16 protein-coding genes are annotated in these 20,141 nt (G+C 67.0%); 8 read left to right on the forward strand and 8 right to left on the reverse strand.

What is annotated here, in order from left to right:
- Positions 1-160 precede the first annotated feature (160 nt).
- On the reverse strand, positions 161-1,741 hold the full coding sequence (locus tag ACSMXX_RS01905; protein ID WP_473182266.1) for a class I adenylate-forming enzyme family protein: 1,581 nt from the start codon (positions 1,739-1,741) through the stop codon (positions 161-163).
- A 564-nt stretch (positions 1,742-2,305) separates the two neighbouring features.
- On the reverse strand, positions 2,306-2,914 hold the full coding sequence (gene wrbA, locus ACSMXX_RS01910) for an NAD(P)H:quinone oxidoreductase (RefSeq protein ID WP_473182267.1): 609 nt from the start codon (positions 2,912-2,914) through the stop codon (positions 2,306-2,308).
- Positions 2,915-3,297: 383 nt separating this feature from the next.
- Here wrbA and sigJ point away from each other — a divergent pair, with 383 nt between their 5' ends.
- Positions 3,298-4,230: an RNA polymerase sigma factor SigJ gene (sigJ, locus tag ACSMXX_RS01915; RefSeq protein WP_473182268.1), complete on the forward strand. Its 933-nt coding sequence runs from the start codon at positions 3,298-3,300 to the stop codon at positions 4,228-4,230.
- Between the two features lie 66 nt (positions 4,231-4,296).
- Here sigJ and ACSMXX_RS01920 read toward each other — a convergent pair whose 3' ends face one another.
- The 4 genes from ACSMXX_RS01920 to ACSMXX_RS01935 are packed head-to-tail and all read right to left on the reverse strand — an operon-like array spanning position 4,297 to position 8,176.
- Positions 4,297-5,295 carry a class I SAM-dependent methyltransferase gene (locus ACSMXX_RS01920; RefSeq protein ID WP_473182269.1) on the reverse strand — a complete coding sequence of 333 codons (999 nt, stop codon included), beginning with the start codon at positions 5,293-5,295 and terminating at the stop codon, positions 4,297-4,299.
- Positions 5,296-5,304: 9 nt separating this feature from the next.
- Positions 5,305-6,447, reverse strand: coding sequence for a DegT/DnrJ/EryC1/StrS family aminotransferase (locus ACSMXX_RS01925; RefSeq protein ID WP_473182270.1), 1,143 nt, complete (start codon positions 6,445-6,447; stop codon positions 5,305-5,307).
- A 43-nt stretch (positions 6,448-6,490) separates the two neighbouring features.
- Complete coding sequence (locus ACSMXX_RS01930) at positions 6,491-7,018, reverse strand: cupin domain-containing protein (RefSeq protein ID WP_473182271.1); 528 nt, start codon at positions 7,016-7,018, stop codon at positions 6,491-6,493.
- Between the two features lie 54 nt (positions 7,019-7,072).
- Positions 7,073-8,176: a type III polyketide synthase gene (locus tag ACSMXX_RS01935; RefSeq protein WP_473182272.1), complete on the reverse strand. Its 1,104-nt coding sequence runs from the start codon at positions 8,174-8,176 to the stop codon at positions 7,073-7,075.
- 1,278 nt (positions 8,177-9,454) lie between these two features.
- Here ACSMXX_RS01935 and ACSMXX_RS01940 point away from each other — a divergent pair.
- The 6 genes from ACSMXX_RS01940 (at position 9,455) to ACSMXX_RS01965 (ending at position 14,553) form a co-directional block, all read left to right on the forward strand.
- Positions 9,455-9,997: a hypothetical protein gene (locus ACSMXX_RS01940; RefSeq protein ID WP_473182273.1), complete on the forward strand. Its 543-nt coding sequence runs from the start codon at positions 9,455-9,457 to the stop codon at positions 9,995-9,997.
- Complete coding sequence (locus ACSMXX_RS01945; RefSeq protein WP_473182274.1) at positions 9,994-10,176, forward strand: hypothetical protein; 183 nt, start codon at positions 9,994-9,996, stop codon at positions 10,174-10,176. Before ACSMXX_RS01940 ends, ACSMXX_RS01945 begins: the two co-directional genes overlap by 4 nt.
- A 244-nt stretch (positions 10,177-10,420) precedes the next feature.
- On the forward strand, positions 10,421-11,467 hold the full coding sequence (locus ACSMXX_RS01950; RefSeq protein WP_473184593.1) for a methyltransferase: 1,047 nt from the start codon (positions 10,421-10,423) through the stop codon (positions 11,465-11,467).
- A gap of 119 nt (positions 11,468-11,586) precedes the next feature.
- Entirely contained in the window at positions 11,587-12,591 is a 1,005-nt protein-coding gene (locus ACSMXX_RS01955; RefSeq protein WP_473184594.1) for a methyltransferase, read from the forward strand.
- A 279-nt stretch (positions 12,592-12,870) separates the two neighbouring features.
- A complete protein-coding gene (locus tag ACSMXX_RS01960; protein ID WP_473182275.1) occupies positions 12,871-13,356 on the forward strand; it encodes a carboxymuconolactone decarboxylase family protein in 486 nt (161 codons plus the stop codon).
- 318 nt (positions 13,357-13,674) lie between these two features.
- The gene (locus tag ACSMXX_RS01965; protein ID WP_473182276.1) at positions 13,675-14,553 is read left to right on the forward strand and encodes an LLM class F420-dependent oxidoreductase; all 879 of its coding nucleotides are present in this window, start codon (positions 13,675-13,677) and stop codon (positions 14,551-14,553) included.
- 202 nt (positions 14,554-14,755) lie between these two features.
- Here the strand turns inward: ACSMXX_RS01965 and ACSMXX_RS01970 are convergent, their stop codons facing one another.
- On the reverse strand, positions 14,756-16,963 hold the full coding sequence (locus tag ACSMXX_RS01970; RefSeq protein ID WP_473182277.1) for a molybdopterin oxidoreductase family protein: 2,208 nt from the start codon (positions 16,961-16,963) through the stop codon (positions 14,756-14,758).
- Between the two features lie 300 nt (positions 16,964-17,263).
- Here ACSMXX_RS01970 and ACSMXX_RS01975 point away from each other — a divergent pair, with 300 nt between their 5' ends.
- Positions 17,264-18,607, forward strand: coding sequence for a M14 family metallopeptidase (locus ACSMXX_RS01975; protein ID WP_473182278.1), 1,344 nt, complete (start codon positions 17,264-17,266; stop codon positions 18,605-18,607).
- Between the two features lie 501 nt (positions 18,608-19,108).
- On the opposite strand, the gene ACSMXX_RS01980 is transcribed toward ACSMXX_RS01975, so the two are convergent.
- Positions 19,109-19,945: a PIG-L family deacetylase gene (locus ACSMXX_RS01980; protein WP_473182279.1), complete on the reverse strand. Its 837-nt coding sequence runs from the start codon at positions 19,943-19,945 to the stop codon at positions 19,109-19,111.
- Positions 19,946-20,141: the final 196 nt, after the last annotated feature.

The following is a 20,141-nucleotide window of genomic DNA, read 5'->3' on the forward strand; positions in this document are numbered from 1 at the left end:
CATGGGTCACCGGTGCGCACCGGACCGTACGCGACGAGGCGCTCCACCCTGACGCGGCGGCCGTCCGGTGCACCCACCGGCGTTCGTCGTCCGGCGTCGAGGACACCGGAGGTACGTCGAGGCCCCCGGGACGTCCGGGGTCCCGTCGGGCAGGTCCTCATCAGTGCTGCTGCGGCTGTTCGCGCAGCCGCCGGGCGAGCTGGATGCGCTGCACCTTCAGCGTGGCGGTCTGCGGCAGTTCGGCCTGGGGGATCTGGATCGGGTCGGCCAGCTGAGGGAAGCCGGCGACGGCCTTGCGCCAGCGCTCCCGGTCCAGCGGCTTGTCGTCGTGGGTGCAGATCACCGGAACCGCCTCGTCGTCCTGACCGGGCACCACGACCAGTTCACTCAATTCGTCCAACTCGCCCAGGACGTGGTCCTCGATCTCCAGGCTGCTGTCGATCCCGGGGATCATGTCCACCTCGCGGTCGAGCATGTGGAGGCAGCCCGCCTTGGTGCGGTAACCGACGTCCCCGGTCCGCCACCAGGCGCCGTGCCGGTTGTCGTCGTACCGCTCCTGCTCACCGAAGTAGGTCTTCGCCAGTCCGTCCCAACTGACCTCGATGAAGCCGGGGTTGCGCTTGGAGGGCCGCTTGCCGTCCGGGCTCACCACCCGCACCTTCGCGCACCCCGGCATTACGAACCCGACGCAGCGTCCGTTCGTCCGGTGTGCCGAACTGCGGAAGTACGCTCGGCCGACGGCCGGGCCGACCTCGCTCTGCCCGTAGATCTGGAAGAACAGGGGGCGGCGCCGCTCGGACGAGGTGAGCAGCCGGCTCATGGTCCGGGGGTGGATCGCGTCGAAGGTGCTGCTGAAGTACTTCACCGACGCGAACGGCTTGCGCGGATCGTCGGCGAGCGGCTCCCACTCCATCAGCGAGTTGGGCAGCGCCTCGATGAACCCCGGCCGGTTGCTGAGGAAGAACCGGGCGGCGTCGTCCGGATCGGATTTGTTCATCAGCAGCACCGGCATCTCCTTGAAGAGCGCCAGTGCCAGCGCCGCGAACATCCGCGAGTGCACGAAGGAGATGTGGATCGCGACGGTTTCCCGCTTCCGCATCAGTGACAGGAGCCGCCACTGAGGCGTGAGCCGGAGGCCCTGGGTCCGCGGCGTGTGCACCACGAGCTTGGGCAGCCCGGTGGTCCCCGAGGTGTGGGTGATCAACGCGGGCTCGTCCAGCGGCCGGAACACCGGCTCGACCCGCGGGGACCCGGCGAGTTCACCGAGTGACACCGCCCCCGGCCGGTCACCGACCACGACGATCACCCGTCGGGTGAGGTCCGCCACCGGCTCGTCGGCCAGCACGTCGAGTTTGTGCACGTCGGTGAGCAATGTCGGCTGATCCAGGCGTCGTAGCAGGGCACCTACGGTCGCGCCGTCCAGGGCGGGCGACAGCATCACGGGAATCGCCCCGATGCGCGCCGCCGCCATGGCGAGGAGACAGACGTCGGAGTTGGCGGTCTTGTGGACCACCAGATGGTCATCGGTCCGCACCCCGGCCGCCCACAGCCGGCCGGCCAGGTCGTCCACGTCCTCGGCCAGCTTGGCCACCGTCAGGCGCCGCCCCGCTTCGGGGAGGACGTCCAAGTCGTGGTCGAGTGTGATCGTCGTCGAGCCGTTCTTCGCCGCGGCCCTCTCCGGCACGACGCCGAGGTGAAGACCGCGCTGCCGTATCGTTCGGTGGAGCTGGGAGTCTTTCATCGGAGTGTCTCCTTCGCAGCGTTCGGTGGACGTCCGGGCCGTCGGCGGCTCGGTGGCCGGGCCCGTACGAGGAGCGGTGAGCCGGCCGGTCCCTGGGACGACGCGTTCGCGGGAATCGCAGGAGGCACGGGACGGCCCGGAGCGGGCCTGTGGTAGCCCGAGGGTGCGAGCGGCCCGATCTGGCGTACCCGGAGCATCGCGTCGCGTGGGACGGTCGGGCGTAGGCGGCCGTCGCGCAGAGTGCGCTGAAGTCCCAGCGGGAGAAGCAGAGTTGTTGCCGGTGCCACCGGGTCCCGGGCCGGGGCCGGCTTCCCGAAAGCGACAGGACCGCCGGGCTCCGTGGGCAACGATCTCGTCGGCGTTTGTCGGCCTGGGGCCGGTCGGGGGCCTCGAACAGCGAGGCCCGGGGCGGCGGACGAGCGGGTGGCCAGGTCTTCGGCGAACGTCCCCACGGGTGCTTGCCGCACGCCGGATGAGTACCTGTGCTGTCCGTCCTGCGTGCACGCGGCGTCCCCCGGCCCGATGGCAGGGGGACGCCGCGCTTGCCGTCGTTACCCTGTCGGATCAGGCTGAGCGGCCGACCTTGAGCGCCGTCGCGGTGGTCACGACCCGCTGGGCCTGGTACTCGGCCGCCGTCAGGGCCACTTCGCCGGGCGGGCCCTCACCCGCCACGTGGGACGTGCCGTAGGGATTGCCCGACTGGAACTGGATGGGGTCGGTGTAGCCGGGGGGCACGATGATGCCGCCCCAGTGGTAGAAGGTGTTCCCCAGCGCCAGCAGCGTGGACTCCTGCCCGCCGTGGGCGGTGCTGCTGGAGGTGAAGGCCGAGTACACCTTGTCTGCGAGCGCGCCCTGGAACCACAGGGGGCCGGCTGCGTCCAGGAACGCCTTGAGCTGACTGGAGACGTTGCCGAAACGGGTGGGGGTACCGAAGATCACCGCGTCCGCCCAGAGCAGGTCGTCGTTGGAGGCCTGCTCGACGTCGGCGGTGGCCTCCAAGTGCTGGCCCCACTCCGGGTTTGCGGCGATCGCCTCCGGCGGAGCGGACTCGGCGACCTTGCGCACGCGTACGGTCGCACCGGCCTTCTCCGCACCCTCGGCTGCCGCCTGCGTCAGGCTGTGCACCGTTCCGGTGGAGCTGTAGTAGATGATGGAGACGTTCACAGATTCCATAGTTGTTTCCCTCTTCGACGATTCTTGTCCGCTGATGTCGGCCGGGCCAACCGTGCCGGTGGGCGCCGGCCGAGCCCGTCCGGCGTCCCGGTCCAGCCGGCGAGGAGTGGGCCGCCGAAGCGGCCTCACGCCGCGAACACCGCCATGCGAACAGGACCACGCTCAACCCGAAGGACGGGAACCCTCACGGGTGTGAGCCGCTCCGGTCCCGAAGTCGACAGTTGGTGATCGGGTATGCCACAGAAGGCAGAGGACTGGCGGGAAGCCGGTCCCTCACCAGTACGACGACGCACACCCTCGTAATGTCAGGCGTCCCGCCCGTCTGGGTACGAGGTCCGGCCGAACGGGCAATGGCGAGAGCTAGAGAGCGAGTTGGCCACACCATGAGCATGCAGTCCGAACCGGCGGACGGCCGGCTCGACCCGGACCTGAGCGCGATCCTGAGCGAGCGGCGCCAGCTCATCAACCTCGGGTACAGGTTCCTCGGTTCCCTGACCGACGCCGAGGACGTCGTGCAGGAGACGTACGTCCGCTGGTACGCCCTGTCCCGTGAGCAGCAGGAGGCCATCGAGTCCCCCGCCCGCTGGCTGATGAAGGTCGCCAGCCGCATCTGCCTCGACCACCTCGGATCGGCGCGGGCCCGGCGGGAGAACTACGTGGGCCAGTGGATCCCCGAGCCCCTGCCGGATCGTGCGGAGTGGACCGCCGGGCGGTCGCCCGGGAGCACCGGTGATCCGGCCGACCGGGTCACCCTCGACGAGTCGGTCAACATGGCCTTTCTCGTCGTGCTGGAGTCGATGACCCCGGCCGAACGCGTGGCGTTCGTCCTGCACGACGTCTTCCACTACTCCTTCGGCGAAGTGGCGGAGATCGTCGGCCGTACTCCGCATGCCTGTCGCCAGCTGGCCTTCTCGGGCCGCCGCCGCATCCGCGCGTCACGGGCCCGCGCCACGCCGACGACCCAACGCACCGACATCGTCAGGGAGTTCAAGCTGGCCTGGGAGGCCAAGGACATCGACGCCCTGATCGCCCTCCTCGACCCCGAGGCCCTGACGACCGCCGACGGCGGCGGCCTCGTGAGCGCCGTGCTGCGCCCCATCAAGGGAGGAGAGCACGTCGCGCGGGCCATCGTCGACATCGCCGAGCGGACACCCGACCTGAAGCTGCTGGAACGTACGGTCAACGGCCAGCCCGGCCTGGTGGTCCACCAGGAGGGAGTGACCGCCGCGGTCCTCGCGTTCCACGTCGTGGGCGACCGCATCAAGCAGGTCTGGGCGGTTCGGAACCCCGAGAAGCTCCGCCCCTGGAACGGCTGACCACGTTCATCGTCCTGATTGCCAGTCGATCCCGATCAAGTCCTCCAAGTGTCGGCCCGATGCTGCTCATCGGGCGAAGATCAAGGTAGCGGGCGCGGGCGTCGACTGGAACGAGACGTCGTCGAAACCGGCCTTGGTGAGCCACGACCGGTAGTCGGCCCGCCGCCAGGTACTGCCCTGCTTGCTCTTCATCAGCATCTCCGTGGCGAAGATCAGCGGGAAGGGCGGGCCACTGCGGTCGTTCTCGACGACGTAGTCACAGACGACCAGGGTGCCGCCGGGCTTGAGGGCGCTCCGCAGCTTGCCGAAGAGCTCGATGTTGTCCTCCGGGCCTTCCTGGTGGGCGATGTGGGAGTACACCGCCACGTCGTAGGTGTCGGTGCCGAAGTCGGTCGTGTGGAAGTCGCCGTCCACGCAGGAGAACCGGTCGGCCATGCCGTCCTCGGCCACCAGTCGGCGGGCGATGGTGTTGACCGGTCCCCAGTCGAGCTGGGTCGCCCGGGCGGTCGGGTTGAGCCCGAGCCAGATGGCCGAGTAGATGCCCGAGCCACCACCCACGTCGAGGATCGAGACGTCCCCGGCCTCCGCCAGGCGCAGGGTCTCGGCAGCGATCTTCGCCACGGGCACGGACTGCGCGGCGATGGCCGGAACCACCTCCGCCCAGTGCGGGTTGTCGGCCACCTCCACCGCCGGGTCCGTCACCGGCCCCCCGGCTTCGACGACTTCGGGCAGGTCCGCCATGACGCACATCTGGGGCAGCTTCAGTGTCGCGAAGCTCGTCAGGCCGGCCGGCCTGCCCTCGACCAGGAAGGCCGATGCCTCGGGGGTGTTGCGGTAGCCGCCGTCGCGCAGCTCCACAAGGCCGAGGCTGACGAGCCCGTCGAGGAGGGTCTGTGCACCCCGCTCCGAGATCTCCGCCCGCTCGGCCAGTCGAGCGGCCGTGTCGGCGCCGGCTTCGAGGTGGGTGAAGAGCGAGTGTTTCGCCGCAGCGCCGACGACGGCGGTCGTCCAATAGCCGTTGATGAGCTGCATGATGCGCTCCGGCGTCGGCTGGCTGTTTGTCATGCGCCCCTCTCAGGTCGTGTGTGGACGTACGTGGCTCTTGAGCGCGTTCCGAAGGACTTCCGCGACCCGCTCCACCTGGTCCGCGCTCAGCTCTGCGTGCATGGGGATGGCGAGGTTGCGTTGGAAGAGGTCCGCCGAGACCGGGCACTGCTGCTTCGCCTCGTAGACGGGCTGCAGGTGGGAGGCCCAGGTACCGTGCCCGCAGCCGACGCCCCGGGCTCGCAGGTCGGCGGCGACCGCCGCCCGGTCGACGCCCGGGTGCAGCGTCACCATGTAGGACTGCCAGGCGTGGGTGCGGTCCTGCGGCACGTGCGGCAGCGTCAGAAGTTCCTCGTCGGCCAGCAGTTCCGCGTACAGCGCCGCTACGGCCTGCCGACGCTCCAGCAACGCGTCGATCCGGCTGATCTGCACCTGGAGGATCGCGGCGGCGACGTCGGACAGCTTGTAGTTGTAACCGATCTCGGTGAACTCCGGGATCGGCAGCCCGACGACCTTCGACTGGTCGAAGATGCTGCCGATGCCGAAGGACGACCGCAGTCGCGCGTCCGCCCCGAGCGCCGGGTCGGCCGTCAACAGGGCCCCGCCCTCACCGCTGGTCGCGCCCTTGCGCCCGTGGAACGACAGGCAGGCCACGCTCGCCAGCGCACCCGCCTGGCCCCCTTGGTAGGTCGCGCCGACCGAGCATGCGGCGTCCTCTACGACAAACAGCTGGTGGCGGTCCGCGATCGACCGCAGTTCCGCGTAGTCGGCGGGCAGGCCGACCGTGTCCACGGCGATGATGCCCACGGTGCGCGGCCCGACCAGGTCTGCCACCGCCTGCGGGTCCACGGTGCCGGTGTCGGCACGCACGTCGGCGAAGACCGGAACGGCGTCGAGGTAGCGCACCGCGTGGGCCGGCGCCGGGAACGTGTAGTCGGCGACGATCACCTCGTCGCCCGGCTGGACCCCGAGCGCGAGCAGGGCCAGATGAAGGGCGGCGCCGCAGTTGCTCAACGCGACCGCATCACCTACCGCGTACCGGGCTGTCAGCTCGGCTTCGAGCGCCTTCCCTCTCGGGCCTTGACCGGCCGGCCAGCCCGAGGCGAACACCTCTGAGACGGCTGCCAGTTCCTGCTCGCCCAAGCTCGCCTGGACCAGGGGAATCATGTCCATCGTCACCCTTCACGACGCCTTGTGGACTGCTGCTCGACGGGGTTCAGGCGGCGGACGGCGGCTCGTAGCGGAGCGGCGTGATCTGCTGGACGTCGTACCGTTCACGCATCTTCTCGACTGCTGCCGGGTCGACCTCCTGGCCGGCCGAGAAGATCTCGGCGATCTCGTCGAAGTAGTGCTCGTGGTCCGGGGCCGGGTGGCTCTGGAAGAGCATGACCGCGGGCTCGTCGCTGCGGTTCCTGAACGCGTGCGGGGTGCTCGGCGGGACGAACATGCAGCTGCCCCGGCCCGCGCGCACCGCACGAGTCCCGTCGGCTGCCTCCCAGTCGTGCCAGCCGTCCTCGGTGCGCTCGGTCGGCTCGAACGCCAGGAGTTCGAGTTCTCCCTCCAGCACGTAGAAGAACTCCTGCGAGTGGTGGTGGATGTGCGCCCCGACGTCGAAGCCGGGCGGAACCACCACCTCGAAGCAGGACGTGACGGAGCCGTCCGCCCCGGTGACCTTGAAGGTGATCTCCTGTGCTTTCGTGATCAGCTTCCGTCCATGACCAGCGGGCATGACGAGGCCGCTCATGCGATGTACTTCCTTGTCGTCGAGGGTCGTTGGAGCGCGCGTTCAGGAGGGCGCTCAGGAAAGAGCCGGTTCGGAGGATTCGTGCAGCATCCAGTCCGTGGGGCTCTGTGCGTCGACGGTCCACTGGCCCACGGCCATCTCGGCGGTGATACCGGGACCGAATCCCGCGACCACTCCCGTGGCGCCCGGCACAAGCGCGTCTTCTTCGAAAAGCCTGCGGAGGGCTTCCAGTACGACGGCGCTGGCGATGTTGCCGTACTCGGTGAGGGTCGTCCAACTGTGGCGGAACATCCTCGAATCGGCGCCGAGGAACTTGCTGAGATCATCCAGGATGCGTGGGCCGCCGGCGTGCACGATGTAGAAGTCGAGGTTGCCGACGTCCCAGCCGTGTTCCAGGGCGAGCTGGCGCATCACAGGGGCGATGGGCTCCATCGTCCCGGGCACCCGGCGATCCAGCTGGAAATGGAACCCTGTGGAGCGCACGGCGTAGGAGATCCAGTCCTCGGTGTGGGGAATGAGGTGGGAGGCGTTGCGTTCCAGCGCCATGCCGGTGCCCCCGCGCCCCCGCACCACGGCCGCCGCGACCGCGTCGCCGAACAGGCCGTCGGACAACAGCGAACCGACACCGTCGTCCTCGGGCTGATAGCACAGCGAGCACAGCTCGCAGGAGACGATCAGGACATTGCTCTCGGGGTAGACCGTGCAGAATTCCTGAGCCCGGTTGATCGCCGCGCCGCCCGCCGCGCACCCCAACTGCGCGATGGGTATCTGCCGGGTGTCGTACCGGAAGCCCATGGTGTTGATCAGCCAAGCGGTCAGCGACGGCATCAGGAACCCGGTGCACGACACGTAGATGATCGCGTCGATGTCCCGGGCCGTCGTCCCGGCGTTCTCCAATGCCCGTTCGATGACCTCCGGGCACCTCTTCTTGGACTCGATCTCGTAGACGCGGTTGCGTTCCTCCAGCCCAGGGTGGAGGAGCGTCTTCTCGATGGGCTGCACGATGTGCCGCTTCCGCACTCCCGTGTTCTTGATCAGCCGGAGCGCCAAAGGAAGTTGAGGCTTTCCGGAATGTACTTTCTCGGCGAACTCTAGAGTCTCCTCAACAGTGATGACATGTTCCGGAACACTCACCGACGGCTTGCACAGAATGGGCATGTCTGGAATTCCGCTTTCTTCTGGGTCCGTCTGGGAATCGGGGCAGGCAAGAAGCCCGAACCGTCGTTCACCATGTGCCATCGACCGGCGCCGGCGTGGTGCCCGATCGAGGCGTCGGCTGCCGGGAGGACGAGCAGGCTCTGACCGTCGCGCCTGCCTGCCGTGCGGCACGTACTGAAGCAGGTACCTCCGTGGGCACCTTGACCTGGAGAGACTCGCGGCCGGCCACCGGACGGCCGCCCCTCGAGGGGACTTGCGATCAACTGGCTTGCATCCTCCGCCGGTTCCACAGCGCACCCCCGCACGGGCACAGCCGTGGGAGCCATGACACCGATGCGGGTGCGGCGGGCGGAGAGAGGGACGCAACCTCGGCGTGACGGAGTCGGCGTCCGAAAGGGGGGAACCGGCCGGCGGCCCGCCCAGCCGTGTCAGCCGCGGACGTCCATGCCAGGCCCGCTCACCGGCGAACGCCCCGTGGGAACCCGTGGCTGTACGGCCGCCCGTGGGGCGAGGGGATCGGGCGAGGAAGCAGCTCGACCAGGCGGACCGGCACGTCATGCCGGCGCCTCACAGAGCACGTCGCGGTCTGAAGCGAGAACCGAGCGGGCGGTTCCAGGGCGTACTCAAGGCTGCGATCTTATGTATAGGTTCTTCGTCGACCGGCTGTCAAGGTCGACGAAGTGTCGTACGGAGCGCGGACTACGTTCCCTGCAAACGACGTTGACCTGCGGTGTCAGCCCAGGAGGCCTCCTGGGCTGACACCGCCGTGATGGGTGGAAGGGGGACCCGGTGGCAACGAGAAGGATTGGCGCCAGCTCGGCCCGGTTCCTGGCTTCTCGGGGCGGGTTCGCAGTGGACCGAGACCCCGCACGCCGTCGCGAACGAGCTCGATGAACAAGTGGAAGACCGGCAGTGAAGAAGCCGCCGACAAGACGTTGGGACGATGTGACGGTCTTTCAGGTCGATGACCGGCGAGCCTGCAGAGACGGCCTCCCGCGGCGCCGCGCGGGCCTCCGTGGCGCTGCGACAGCCCCCCTTGACGTCTCCCTTCGCCCACTCACATCATGCCGTTTCGTAAGGGTCAGATCACAATCCCGTCTGCGTCCCGTAAAGCATGAAAACCACGGCGCAAATCCTCGGTGGACAGACCGGGGAAGCACGGGAAAGGGGAATGGAATGGGAGGAGAATTTTGCCGTACCCGATCCTGTCGGAGCGGGAGGGACGGTCCGGGTAGGCCATGTGACGGCACGTTCTTATGCTTACCGTGCCATGATCGCTTGACGCACGAACTGCGGAACCTGCCTGCTCTGTACGCAGATTGCAACACGGGCGCCAGCCCGGACGCAGTACGTGTCATAAAGAAATCCCACAAGAAAAGCGCCACCAGCGACTCGATGAACCCCGCAGCCGTCGAGGTGCGATCGTCCATCCGTACAGTCCTGGCATCCTGGGCCGGTCTCGTTTCCGACGAGCGACGACTGCAGCCCCCGAACCGGGAAATCCCCACGCTCGCCCGATTTCTGGGCCGGCACATGCTGTGGCTGACCCGCCATCCCGCGGCAGGAGACATGGCGGAGGAGATCCGGGACCTCACGCGCAACGCACGGGATCTCGCCTATCCGAACAGCGTCCGGCGGGTACCGGTCGGCTCCTGTCCCGAAAGCGACTGCGCAGGTGAGCTCTTCGCCTACATACGCGCTCACGATGATCTCCTTCCCTCAGAGATCGTCTGCACCCTTTCCCCTTGCCATTCGTGGCCGGTGACCTGGTGGGCAAGGCTTGCCCGTCAGATACGCATCAGGAAAGGAGAGCGGGCTTGAACCGTGAAACCTTGACGGCCGGTCTGACGGCCGATGACATTGCCACTGTCTGGCACATTCCCAAAGGCAGTATCTACCGCTACGCCCACAAGCACCGATGGCGCCGCTACACCCACATTGGGCGCACCTACTACCATCCGAAAGATGTCACGGCCACCTTCGACCGGTTGGCCAAGTAGCGAACTCCCGGAACCGAAATTCGCTCTGGCAATTGCTTGTCAGCACGATGGCGCCTCGGTCTCGACCGGCAAATCCACCTGGCGTCGCAAGGACGCCGGATCTCCAAGCCATCGGTCAAGCTGACGACGCCGGCCGGCAAGGTCGTTCACTCGGCGTGCCGGCAGAGCAATGAAGATCAGATCGCCAATCGAGAGGATCGGTGCAATGACACCGGAAGCTACACTCGCGCGACTTCGTGAATACATGGTGGGGCCCTCACGCTTCATGAACCTGTTGTCCTGTTTCGAGCTGGGCATTATCGATTCGCTACGGGAGTCCCCAGGGATGACGGCGGCGCAGCTCGGTGAGGCGGCCGGTGTCAAGCCGGACGCGGTCGAACAACTGCTGCACCTGCTGGTCAAGGAGGACTTCGTCGCACACGACGAGGCGTCCGGCGGCTACACCCTCGCCGCGCTCGGCGGCGTCGCCCAAGCCGACCTCCAGCGAGTGCTCGCCATGTTCGACCTGATCAAGGTCACTACGCTTCGGCAGCTCTTCTACCTGACCGAAACCGTTCGGACCGGCACGGTCGTCGGCCTCAAGGAGTTCTACGGATTCGACGGCACGCTGTTCGCCGCCCTGGCCGAACACAAGGACCTGCGCGACTCCTGGGCACCGGCGATGGACATGGAAACCGTCCGCGTGGATCCCTGGTTCTTCGAGAACATCGACATCCCGTCCGGTGCACAGGTGCTCGACCTCGCCGGCAACACCGGACTCGGCGCCGTCCACACGTACAAGCAGAAGGCGTCGCCCGGACTTCGGGTGACCACCTTCGACCTCCCCGCGAGGGAAGAGGAAGCCCTGGAGAACTTCCGGGCTCACGGTGTGGCAGAGCACTGCTCGTTCATCGGCGGTGACGTCTTCACGGAGATCCCCCGGGGATTCGACGTCGTACTGATCAAGCACTTCCTGGCCATGTGGGACAAGGCCGACGTGTTCAAGATCTTCCGAGGCGTGAACAAGTCGCTGGACGTCGGCGGACAGGTCAACATCCTGATTCCGCTGTATCCAGAGAACAACGACGACACGGACACCCGCAGCAGCGTGGAGTTCTACCCGACCTTTTTCATCGGATGTGCCATGGGACAGGGCGGAGGACAGAAGTTGTCGACCTACCGCACCTGGCTCAAGGAGTGCGGGTTCGAGGTCACGAACGTGATCGTCGAGGACCCTGCTGACATACCTGCGGACGCCATTCCCGTACATGCGATCGTGGCTGCGGAGAAGGTCACGGACATTGCCGGATAGATCGGTTCGAGCGGCTGCGTCGCGGGGACGGAGACAACCGACTCTAAGGGGTTCAGTACATGACACCGGAAGCCACACTCGCGCGACTTCGTGAATACATGGTGGGGCCCTCACGCTTCATGAACCTGTTGTCCTGTTTCGAGCTGGGCATTATCGATTCGCTACGGGAGACCCCAGGGATGACGGCGGCGCAGCTCGGTGAGGCGGCCGGTGTCAAGCCGGACGCGGTCGAACAACTGCTGCACCTGCTGGTCAAGGAGGACTTCGTCGCACACGACGAGGCGTCCGGCGGCTACACCCTCGCCGCGCTCGGCGGCGTCGCCGAAGCCGACCTCCAGCGAGTGCTCGCGTTCATGAACTTGATCAAGGTCACCACGCTTCGGCAGCTCTTCTACCTGACCGAGAGTGTGCGGACCGGCACGGTCGTCGGCCTCAAGGAGATCTACGGATTCGACGGGGACCTGTACGGCGCCGTCGGTGAGCACCGGGATTTGCGCGAGTCCTGGTCGACGTTGATGGACGTCGTCACCGCCCGCATCGACCCGTGGTTCTTCGAGAACATCGACATCCCGTCCGGTGCGCAGGTGCTCGACCTCGCCGGCAACACCGGACTCGGCGCCGTCCACACGTACAAGCGAAAGGCGTCGCCCGGACTTCGGGTGACCACCTTCGACCTCCCCGAGAAAGAGGCGGAGTGCCTGGAGAACTTCCGGACTCATAGTGTCGCCGAGCACTGCTCGTTCATCGGCGGTGACGCCTTCACGGAGATCCCCCGAGGATTCGACGCCGTACTGATCAAGCACTTCCTGAACATGTTCGACAAGGACGAGGTGTTCACGATCCTCCACGGCGTCAACAAGGCACTGGACGTCGGCGGACAGGTTCACATCCTGGTGCCCGTGTACACCGAGAACCTCAAGGACTCGTACACCGTTGACTACTACCCGACCTTCTTCCTCGGCTGCGCCACCGGGCAGGGCGGGCCGCAGAAAGTGTCGACTTACCGGCGCTGGCTGGAAGAATGCGGGTTCGCGGTCACCGAGACGATCACCCAGGACCCTGCGGATCTGCCACCGGACGTCATCCCCGTGCAGGCCGTCGTGAGCGCCGAGAAGGTCGCATGATGATCGGCCGGCCGGCGATTCATCAGGGGAGACCACCGCGCTTGCCGAGTCCGGCACGGCACGGCTCAGTTGGTCAACCACCCCTCTGCTCGAAGCCGAACGACCGAAAACCGGCTGCGGATCCACATGAAGCACAAGGGGGCGGAAGCGAACGTTCTTCGTTCCGTGGCTGATCGCTCGCGCGGCAGGCCTGACGAGCCCGCGTTTCCCTGTCGCGTCCCAGTCGTACCGGTCGTCGGGACGTAATCGCCGACAACGATAGAACAAAGGAGTTCATCCATGACTGCTCGTTACAACCTCTTCGAGAACCCGTTCTCGGCCAAGTTCCTGAAGTACGTCTTCGCGGCAAGCAAGGTGTTCTTCGCGGACTCGCCGCTGCCGGTCACGACGCGGGAGCTGGTGTCCCTCCGTACCAGTCAGATCAACGGCTGTGGCACCTGTATCGACATGCACACCAAGGAGGCCGCGCACGCGGGAGAGTCCGAGTTGCGCCTCCACCTGGTCGGGGCCTGGCGGGAGGCCATGGTGTTCAACGACGCCGAACGGGCCGCCCTGGAACTTGCCGAACAGGGTACGCGCATCGCCGACGCGGCCGGTGGCGTCGCCGATGAGGTCTGGGCAAATGCCGCCAAGCACTACGACGAGGAGCAACTCGCAGCCCTGGTGTCCCTGATCGCCTTCATGAACACCGTCAACCGAATCAACGTCATCTCACAGCAGCCCGCCGGCGACTACCAAGTCGGCCAGCTCGACCCCACCACATAGCCGAGGGTCTGGCCGGGCCCGGGAGGTCATCGCACAGCAACCACCCCGGGCCCGGGGGTGGTTGCCTCGACGCAGCCGGCGGCCGCTGATCCGCCGCGACGTCGATAACCGCGCGATGCCGCGCCCTGCGCAGGGTCCCAGAACGACACATGCGGAGGAAACGGCCTGCCGGCCGGGACCATGTCAGGGGCTGTCCAGGGCGCGCCGAGCAACAAGCAGAGACCGGCGAACAGTTCACTTGGGCCACACACTTCGTGCTCCCGTACATGACCTGAACACAGGCCGGACTCGACGTCCGAAACCAGGAGGTAAGGGACAATGAAGTTCGGTGTGTTCTCCATGAACTCGGATGAGGGTCTCGACCCACTTGAGATCGCCCGCGAGGCCGAGGGGCTCGGCATCGAGTCGGTCTTCCTGCCCGACCATAGCCACGTGCCGGTGGCCCGCCGGGTCGCGTACGCCGCCGGGGACAAGAACGTCAAACTAGGGCAGCGCGAAGAGTTCGTGCAATCAGCGAACGACATGCCCCGCGATTACTACCGCAACCGCGATCAGCTCCTGACTCTGGCCTCGATGGCCGCGGTCACCTCGACCCTGCGACTCGGCACCGGGATCTGCCTTGTCGTGCAACGCGATCCCATCCTGCTGGCAAAGGAAATCGCTACACTCGACCAGTTGTCGCATGGGCGGCTGCTGCTCGGGGTCGGTGCCGGCTCGGGGTGGAACCGCGAGGAGATGCGCAACCACGGCACCGATCCCCGTACACGGATGGGGCTGACAGCCGAGCGGATGGCGGCGATGCAGCAGATCTGGACGAACGACGAGGCGGAGTATCACGGCGAGTTCGTGCAGTTCGACCCCATCCACTCCTGGCCGAAACCGCTTCAGAAGCCGAGGCCGAAGGTGTTCGTCGGAGGGGACGGCCCCACCGTGCTGGACCGGGTGCTGGCCTTCGGCGACGGATGGATGCCCGGCCACCATGACGACATGGGCTACTTCGGGGCGCGGGTCTCCGAGCTGCAGGAGCGCGCCGCCGCACTCGGCCGTGGGCGCATGGAGATCAATGTGTTCCTCGCCCACCTCGATCGACTCAACGACTACGAGGCGGCCGGCGTCGATCGCGTCGTGGTCATGCTCCCCACCGGGACTGAGCGGAAATTCCTCAAGGAAGTCGCCGATACCGCGAAACGCTTCTGACCTGCCGGCCGATTTTCGCCTTACATCATATTGCTCAAGCAAGCGTGGTTGCTGTGTTCACGACGAGAACGGGAGTATCGGGTCGACGATTTCGAGAGACACAGCCGCCCACGCGTACTGCCAGTGGGCCGGAAGGAATTCCGTGTGCACTGCCTCCGCGTGACTGTTCCGACGCGTCACTCGCCGTGGCCGATCGCGTTACTCAGTGCTTGTGGTTGCGTTCCTGCGATACGGGCGTGGCCAGTTCGACGCGTACCGCGCAGGTCTTGAACTCCGGCATCCGTGACGTCGGGTCGAGCGCGGGGTTGGTGAGCGTGTTCGCGCGGCCCTCGCCGTACCAGTGGAACGGCATGAAGACGGTGTCGGGACGGATGCCTCGCGTGACACGCGCCGGCGCCACCGCACGTCCCCGCCGTGAGACGACCGCGAGCCTGTCGCCGCTTTCGGCGCCCAGCTGCAGGGCCAGGCGGGGGTGCAGCTCGACGAAGGGGCCTGGGGCCGCCCTGTTGAGGGCGTCGACGCGGCGTGTCTGTGCGCCCGACTGGTACTGGGCCTGCACACGGCCGGTCGTCAGCCGCAACGGGTAATCGGCATCCGGCTCCTCGGCAGTAGGGCGGTACTTCACCGCGACGAAGCGTGCGCGACCGTCTGGTGTGGCGAAGCGGTCGAGGAAGAGCCGGGGAGTTCCGGCTGCGCACGCCCCGGCCTCGGCACCACCCGCCGTACCCGTCTCCGCCGGCTCCGCACCCCCTTCCGGGCAGGGCCAGAACACGCCGTCTCCGGCCGCGATGCGAGCGTAGGTGATGCCCGAGTAGTCGGCGGGGCCGCCCGCCGAGGCGCGACCCAGCTCGCTGAAGACCTCTTCCGCGTCGGTGGGGAAGCTCTGCTCCCAGCCCAGCCGTACCGCAAGCCCGTTGAGCACGTCGAGGTCCGTGCGTACGCCTGCCGGCGGGTCGGCCGCCTTGCGGCGCAGCAGCACACGGCCTTCCAGATTGGTCGTCGTGCCGGTCTCCTCGGCCCACTGGGCGACGGGGAGCACCACGTCCGCATGCTGCGCCGACTCGGAGAGAACCACGTCGCAGACGGCGAGGAAGTCGAGCGCGCGCAGCCGCTCTTCGACATGTGCCGCGCGCGGGCCGGAGACGACTGGGTTCGAGCCCATCAGCAGCAGGGTGCGGATGTCGCCGCCGAGCGCGTCCAGTAGTTCGTACGCGCTGCGTCCTGGACCCGGCAGAGCCTCCGCGTCCACGCCCCACACCCGTGCCACGTGAGCACGGGCAAGGGGGTCGTCCAGTTTTCGGTATCCCGGCAACTGGTCTGCCTTCTGGCCGTGTTCACGTCCGCCCTGTCCGTTGCCCTGCCCGGTCAGGCAGCCGTAGCCGGACAGCGGCCGTCCGGCACGCCCCGTCGCCAGGCACAGGTTGATCCAGGCGCTGACCGCGTCGGTACCGTTCGACTGCTGCTCCGGACCACGTGCCGTGAGCACCATGGCGTGCTCCGGGTCGCAGAAGAGCCGTACGGCCTGGTGCAGTTCGGGCTCGGACACTCCGGTGATGTGTTCCACCGATTCCGGTCGGTGGGCCATGGCGGCGCTGTGGGCCTCCGTCCAGCCAGCGGTCCGCGAGTCGATGAAGTCCTGGTCCAGCCTGCCCTCGGCGATGACGAGGTGGAGGAGGCCCAGCGCCAGCGCCAGATCGGTGCCGGGTCGCGGGGCGAGGTGGAGGGTGGCCTGCTTCGCGGTTCGGGTGCGCCGTGGATCGACGACGATCAGGGTGCCTCCGCCTTCACGCAGCTCCTTCAGATACCTCATCGCGGGCGGCATTGTCTCCGCCGGGTTCGAGCCGACGAGGATGAGACAGCCCGTACGTGCCACGTCCGACAGCGGGAACGGCAGGCCCCTGTCGACGCCGAAGGCCCTGTTCCCGGCTGCGGCGGCCGAGGACATGCAGAAGCGGCCGTTGTAGTCGATCTGGGAGGTGCCGAGCACCAGCCGCGCGAACTTGCCTAAGGCGTAGGCCTTTTCGTTCGTCAGTCCGCCCCCGCCGAAGACGCTTACAGCATCTGGACCGTGCGTGATACGTGTCTGGTCCAGGGCTGTGGCGACGAGGTCGAGCGCCTCCTCCCACGTGGCGGGCTCCAACTCGTCGGATGAGCGGCGGCGCACGAGCGGCTGGGTGAGGCGCGCCTGCCGGGTGAGAACCGCTGGAGCCGTACGGCCCTTTCCGCACAGCGCGCCCTGGTTCACAGGGAACGAGGGGCGCTCCGCGACCTCCACACCGGCCCGCGTCGCAGAGTGGGCCCCGTTGCTGTCTGGCAAGGGTAGTAACGTCATGCCGCATTGCAGAGCGCAGTACGGGCAGTGCGTGTCCGTTCCTGAAGTAGCAGAACTGGCCGTGGAATCTACACACATGGTGCCACGGTACGCGGCTGGGTCTACGGGCTCGCCCGGTGGTGCTCCACAGCTCCTGCAACCGTAGATGCGGCCACGGACACTGAAGCTGGGAATAACGGACCGTCCGCGACTCGACGCTCTCGTGGCGAACGCCACGAGCGAGATGTTCCCAGGACCCGATGGCCGGTTCCCCGAACAAGCTGCTCGACAGCTTGTTCTGAGTCAGGATCTACGCACGACATGTATCGCCAGACCCGAAGCGCGCGGACGCCATCCGCGCGCTTGGGGGCACCCCCCACTCCCGATACAGGAGTTGCAATGCGACTTCGCATATTCCGTAAACCGACCAGAGCCCTCATCGCCCTGCTGGCAGTGGTTCTCACGGGGGCGCTCATAGCCACCGCGAACGCCACCGCCTCTCCCCCGGACCGGCCGTCCAGCACGGCCGCGGACGAGGACATCAGGCAGTACGAGATCAATGGGCCCTCCAGCACCGCCGACCGCACGGCACTCGCCGCCACCGGTGTCTCGCTGGACGAAGTCCACGATCACTCCGTGGTCGTCAGCGCCGACTCGGCCCAGGCAGGCAAGCTGCGCAAGCTCGGGCACAAGCTGAAGAAGCTGAGCGGGCCCCCTGCCCGTACAGGCGGACAGGCCCGCAAGCCCGGCGACTTCCCGCCCGACGACTCCGGCTATCACAACTACGCCGAAGCGATGAAGGCGATCGACAAGCGCATCGATCAGAACCCCAAGATCATGAGCAAGAAGGTCATCGGCAAGTCCCACGAGGACCGGGACATCATCGCCGTCAAGATCAGTGACAACGTCAAGAAGGACGAGGACGAGCCCGAAGTCCTCTTCACCCACCACCAGCACGCCCGCGAGCACCTCACCGTCGAGATGGCGCTCTACCTGATGGGGGAGTTCGGCGAGGACTACGACTCGGACGACCGGATAAAGAAGGCCGTGGACGGCCGCGAGATCTGGATCGTCCCCGACCTCAATCCGGACGGCGGCGAGTACGACATCAAGTCCGGTTCCTATGAGAGCTGGCGCAAGAACCGGCAGCCCAACTCCGGCTCCGATCAAGTGGGCACGGACCTGAATCGCAACTGGGACTTCAAGTTCGGCTGCTGCGGCGGCTCCTCAGACGATCCCGGCGATGAGACCTATCGAGGCAAGTCCGGCGAGTCCGCACCGGAGGTGAAGGTCGTCGCCGACTTCGCACGCTCCCGGGTGGTCGGAGGCAAGCAGCAACTCAAGGCGGCCATCGACTTCCACACCTACAGCGAACTGGTGCTCTGGCCGTACGGATACACGACCGACGACACCGCAGAGGGGCTCACCCAGGACGACCACGACGCGTTCGAGGCCGTTGGCAAGAAGATGGGCAAGAGCAACAAGTACACCGCCGAGCAGTCCAGCGACCTCTACGTCACGGACGGGTCGATCGACGACTGGCTGTGGGGTGACCAGAAGGTCTTCGCCTACACCTTCGAGATGTATCCGACGGACGTCGGCGGCGGCGGCTTCTACCCGCCCGACGAGGTCATCGAGCGCGAGACGAGCCGCAACCGCGACGCGGTGCTCCAGCTGATCGAGAACGCCGACTGCATGTACCGATCCATCGGCAAGGAAGCGGAGTACTGCAAGGACAAGTGAGTCGCTAGAGACGCGGACGAGGGGTCGGGCACGTCCTTTACGTGCCCGACCCCTCGTCCGGTCACCGAGGGCTGTCCAACACCCGTGTGCGCTCCAAGAATGGGCTGAGTCCCCTCGCTCGGAGCAACGCGCAGAATATGGGGACCACTTGGGGACCACACGCGCTGCGCGTTGCCGAACAAGCCCAGTTCAACCGAACGGCCCTCTTGCCCCTTGCGTCGTCGGAATCCCTGGCTGCGCAGACACCTGCCGCGATCTGCTGGGGTCCAAGGGGGCGTGGGTTCGAATCCCGCCGTCCCGACAGCATCGAAAGGCCCGCTGACGGAGAGAATATCTCCGGGTCAGCGGGATTTTTTGTTCTGCCCACGTCTCCCCAGCCGGTGTATTCGCCCGCGGAACTCTCCACCAGCGCAGCCGAGAGACGGTTCGAGAGCGCTCCGATCCGGCAGTGCCAGGCCCGCACGGCTGAGTTGATTCCCGGGCCCCTGTCGGACGGGCGGATCAGCGCAGTCCGGCGAAGAGATCGTTCTCGGGTACGGCCGCGCCGGTGGCGTCCTTGACACGTACGAAGGTCTCCATGCCCATCAACTCGCCGAACCTCTCCTTGCCCATCTTGAGGAAGAAGATGTTCTCGCCCTGACTGGCGTGCGCGGCCAGCGCATCGAACTTCTGACTGCTGAATGCGATGGTGTCCACCCACGTGGTGACCTCATCGTCGGGGAGGCCGATCTCGGCCAGCGCGGCGGCCTCGGCAGGATCCGGCTCCGGCAGGTCCTCGTGAAACTCGCGCATGGTTTCCCCGAACCGCTGCATCATCGAGCGGGGCACCGTCGTCCAGTACACCTTCGGCGTCAGCTCGGTCGTCATCTCCAGCGCCGCCATCGTGATGCGGTGGGCCTGGATGTGGTCGGGGTGGCCGTAGAAGCCGTTCTCGTCGTAGGTGACGACCACATCGGGTCGGTAGTGCCGCATGAGTTCCGCAAGTCGGGCGGCGCCTTCCTCCACGGGGGTCTGCCAGAAGGATCCGGGGGCGTCGTTGCTCGGCCAGCCCGTCATCCCGGAGTCGGCATAGTCCAGCATCTCCAGATCGCTGACCTTCAGGACGTCACAGCTAGCCTTGAGTTCTTGCCGGCGCATCACGGCGACGGCCGCCGGATCGTGCGCGGGATCGCCCGGCTTGACACCCCCCGGTCCGTCACCGCAACCGCCGTCGGTACACGTCACGAGAACCGTGCGGATGCCCTCCGCCGCGTACCGCGCAAGTACCCCTCCGGTTCCGGTGGCCTCGTCGTCGGGGTGGGCGTGTACTGCCATCAGCGTCAAGGGCCGGTCAGTCATGAAACGTCCTCCTGCAGAAAAACATCCTGGTCCGAACGAACGGCGGGCGCACCACGATCCTGGGGACCGGATCCTGATGGGGAGGACGACCCTGTGCTCTCCGTGTTCCCCGCCCCTGCGGCGCCGGCCCCTCGGACGATGCAACCGTGCCGACCGGACCGCTGTTCCCGGCGCGGCCAGGCTGCTCCACCTTTCC

The sequence above is a fragment of the Streptomyces sp. DSM 116795 genome, assembly GCF_055792905.1.

What these genes read in the sequence shown, in the direction of transcription:
- ACSMXX_RS01955 (WP_473184594.1), top strand. Translation starts at nt 11,587, where the DNA reads ATGAACCTGTTGTCCTGTTTCGAGCTGGGCATTATCGATTCGCTACGG.
- ACSMXX_RS01920 (WP_473182269.1), bottom strand. Translation starts at nt 5,295, where the DNA reads ATGACAAACAGCCAGCCGACGCCGGAGCGCATCATGCAGCTCATCAAC.
- ACSMXX_RS01975 (WP_473182278.1), top strand. Translation starts at nt 17,264, where the DNA reads ATGCGACTTCGCATATTCCGTAAACCGACCAGAGCCCTCATCGCCCTG.
- ACSMXX_RS01925 (WP_473182270.1), bottom strand. Translation starts at nt 6,447, where the DNA reads ATGGACATGATTCCCCTGGTCCAGGCGAGCTTGGGCGAGCAGGAACTG.
- sigJ (WP_473182268.1), top strand. Translation starts at nt 3,298, where the DNA reads ATGAGCATGCAGTCCGAACCGGCGGACGGCCGGCTCGACCCGGACCTG.
- ACSMXX_RS01960 (WP_473182275.1), top strand. Translation starts at nt 12,871, where the DNA reads ATGACTGCTCGTTACAACCTCTTCGAGAACCCGTTCTCGGCCAAGTTC.
- ACSMXX_RS01905 (WP_473182266.1), bottom strand. Translation starts at nt 1,741, where the DNA reads ATGAAAGACTCCCAGCTCCACCGAACGATACGGCAGCGCGGTCTTCAC.
- ACSMXX_RS01965 (WP_473182276.1), top strand. Translation starts at nt 13,675, where the DNA reads ATGAAGTTCGGTGTGTTCTCCATGAACTCGGATGAGGGTCTCGACCCA.
- ACSMXX_RS01930 (WP_473182271.1), bottom strand. Translation starts at nt 7,018, where the DNA reads ATGAGCGGCCTCGTCATGCCCGCTGGTCATGGACGGAAGCTGATCACG.
- ACSMXX_RS01950 (WP_473184593.1), top strand. Translation starts at nt 10,421, where the DNA reads ATGGTGGGGCCCTCACGCTTCATGAACCTGTTGTCCTGTTTCGAGCTG.
- wrbA (WP_473182267.1), bottom strand. Translation starts at nt 2,914, where the DNA reads ATGGAATCTGTGAACGTCTCCATCATCTACTACAGCTCCACCGGAACG.
- ACSMXX_RS01980 (WP_473182279.1), bottom strand. Translation starts at nt 19,945, where the DNA reads ATGACTGACCGGCCCTTGACGCTGATGGCAGTACACGCCCACCCCGAC.
- ACSMXX_RS01935 (WP_473182272.1), bottom strand. Translation starts at nt 8,176, where the DNA reads ATGCCCATTCTGTGCAAGCCGTCGGTGAGTGTTCCGGAACATGTCATC.
- ACSMXX_RS01970 (WP_473182277.1), bottom strand. Translation starts at nt 16,963, where the DNA reads ATGTGTGTAGATTCCACGGCCAGTTCTGCTACTTCAGGAACGGACACG.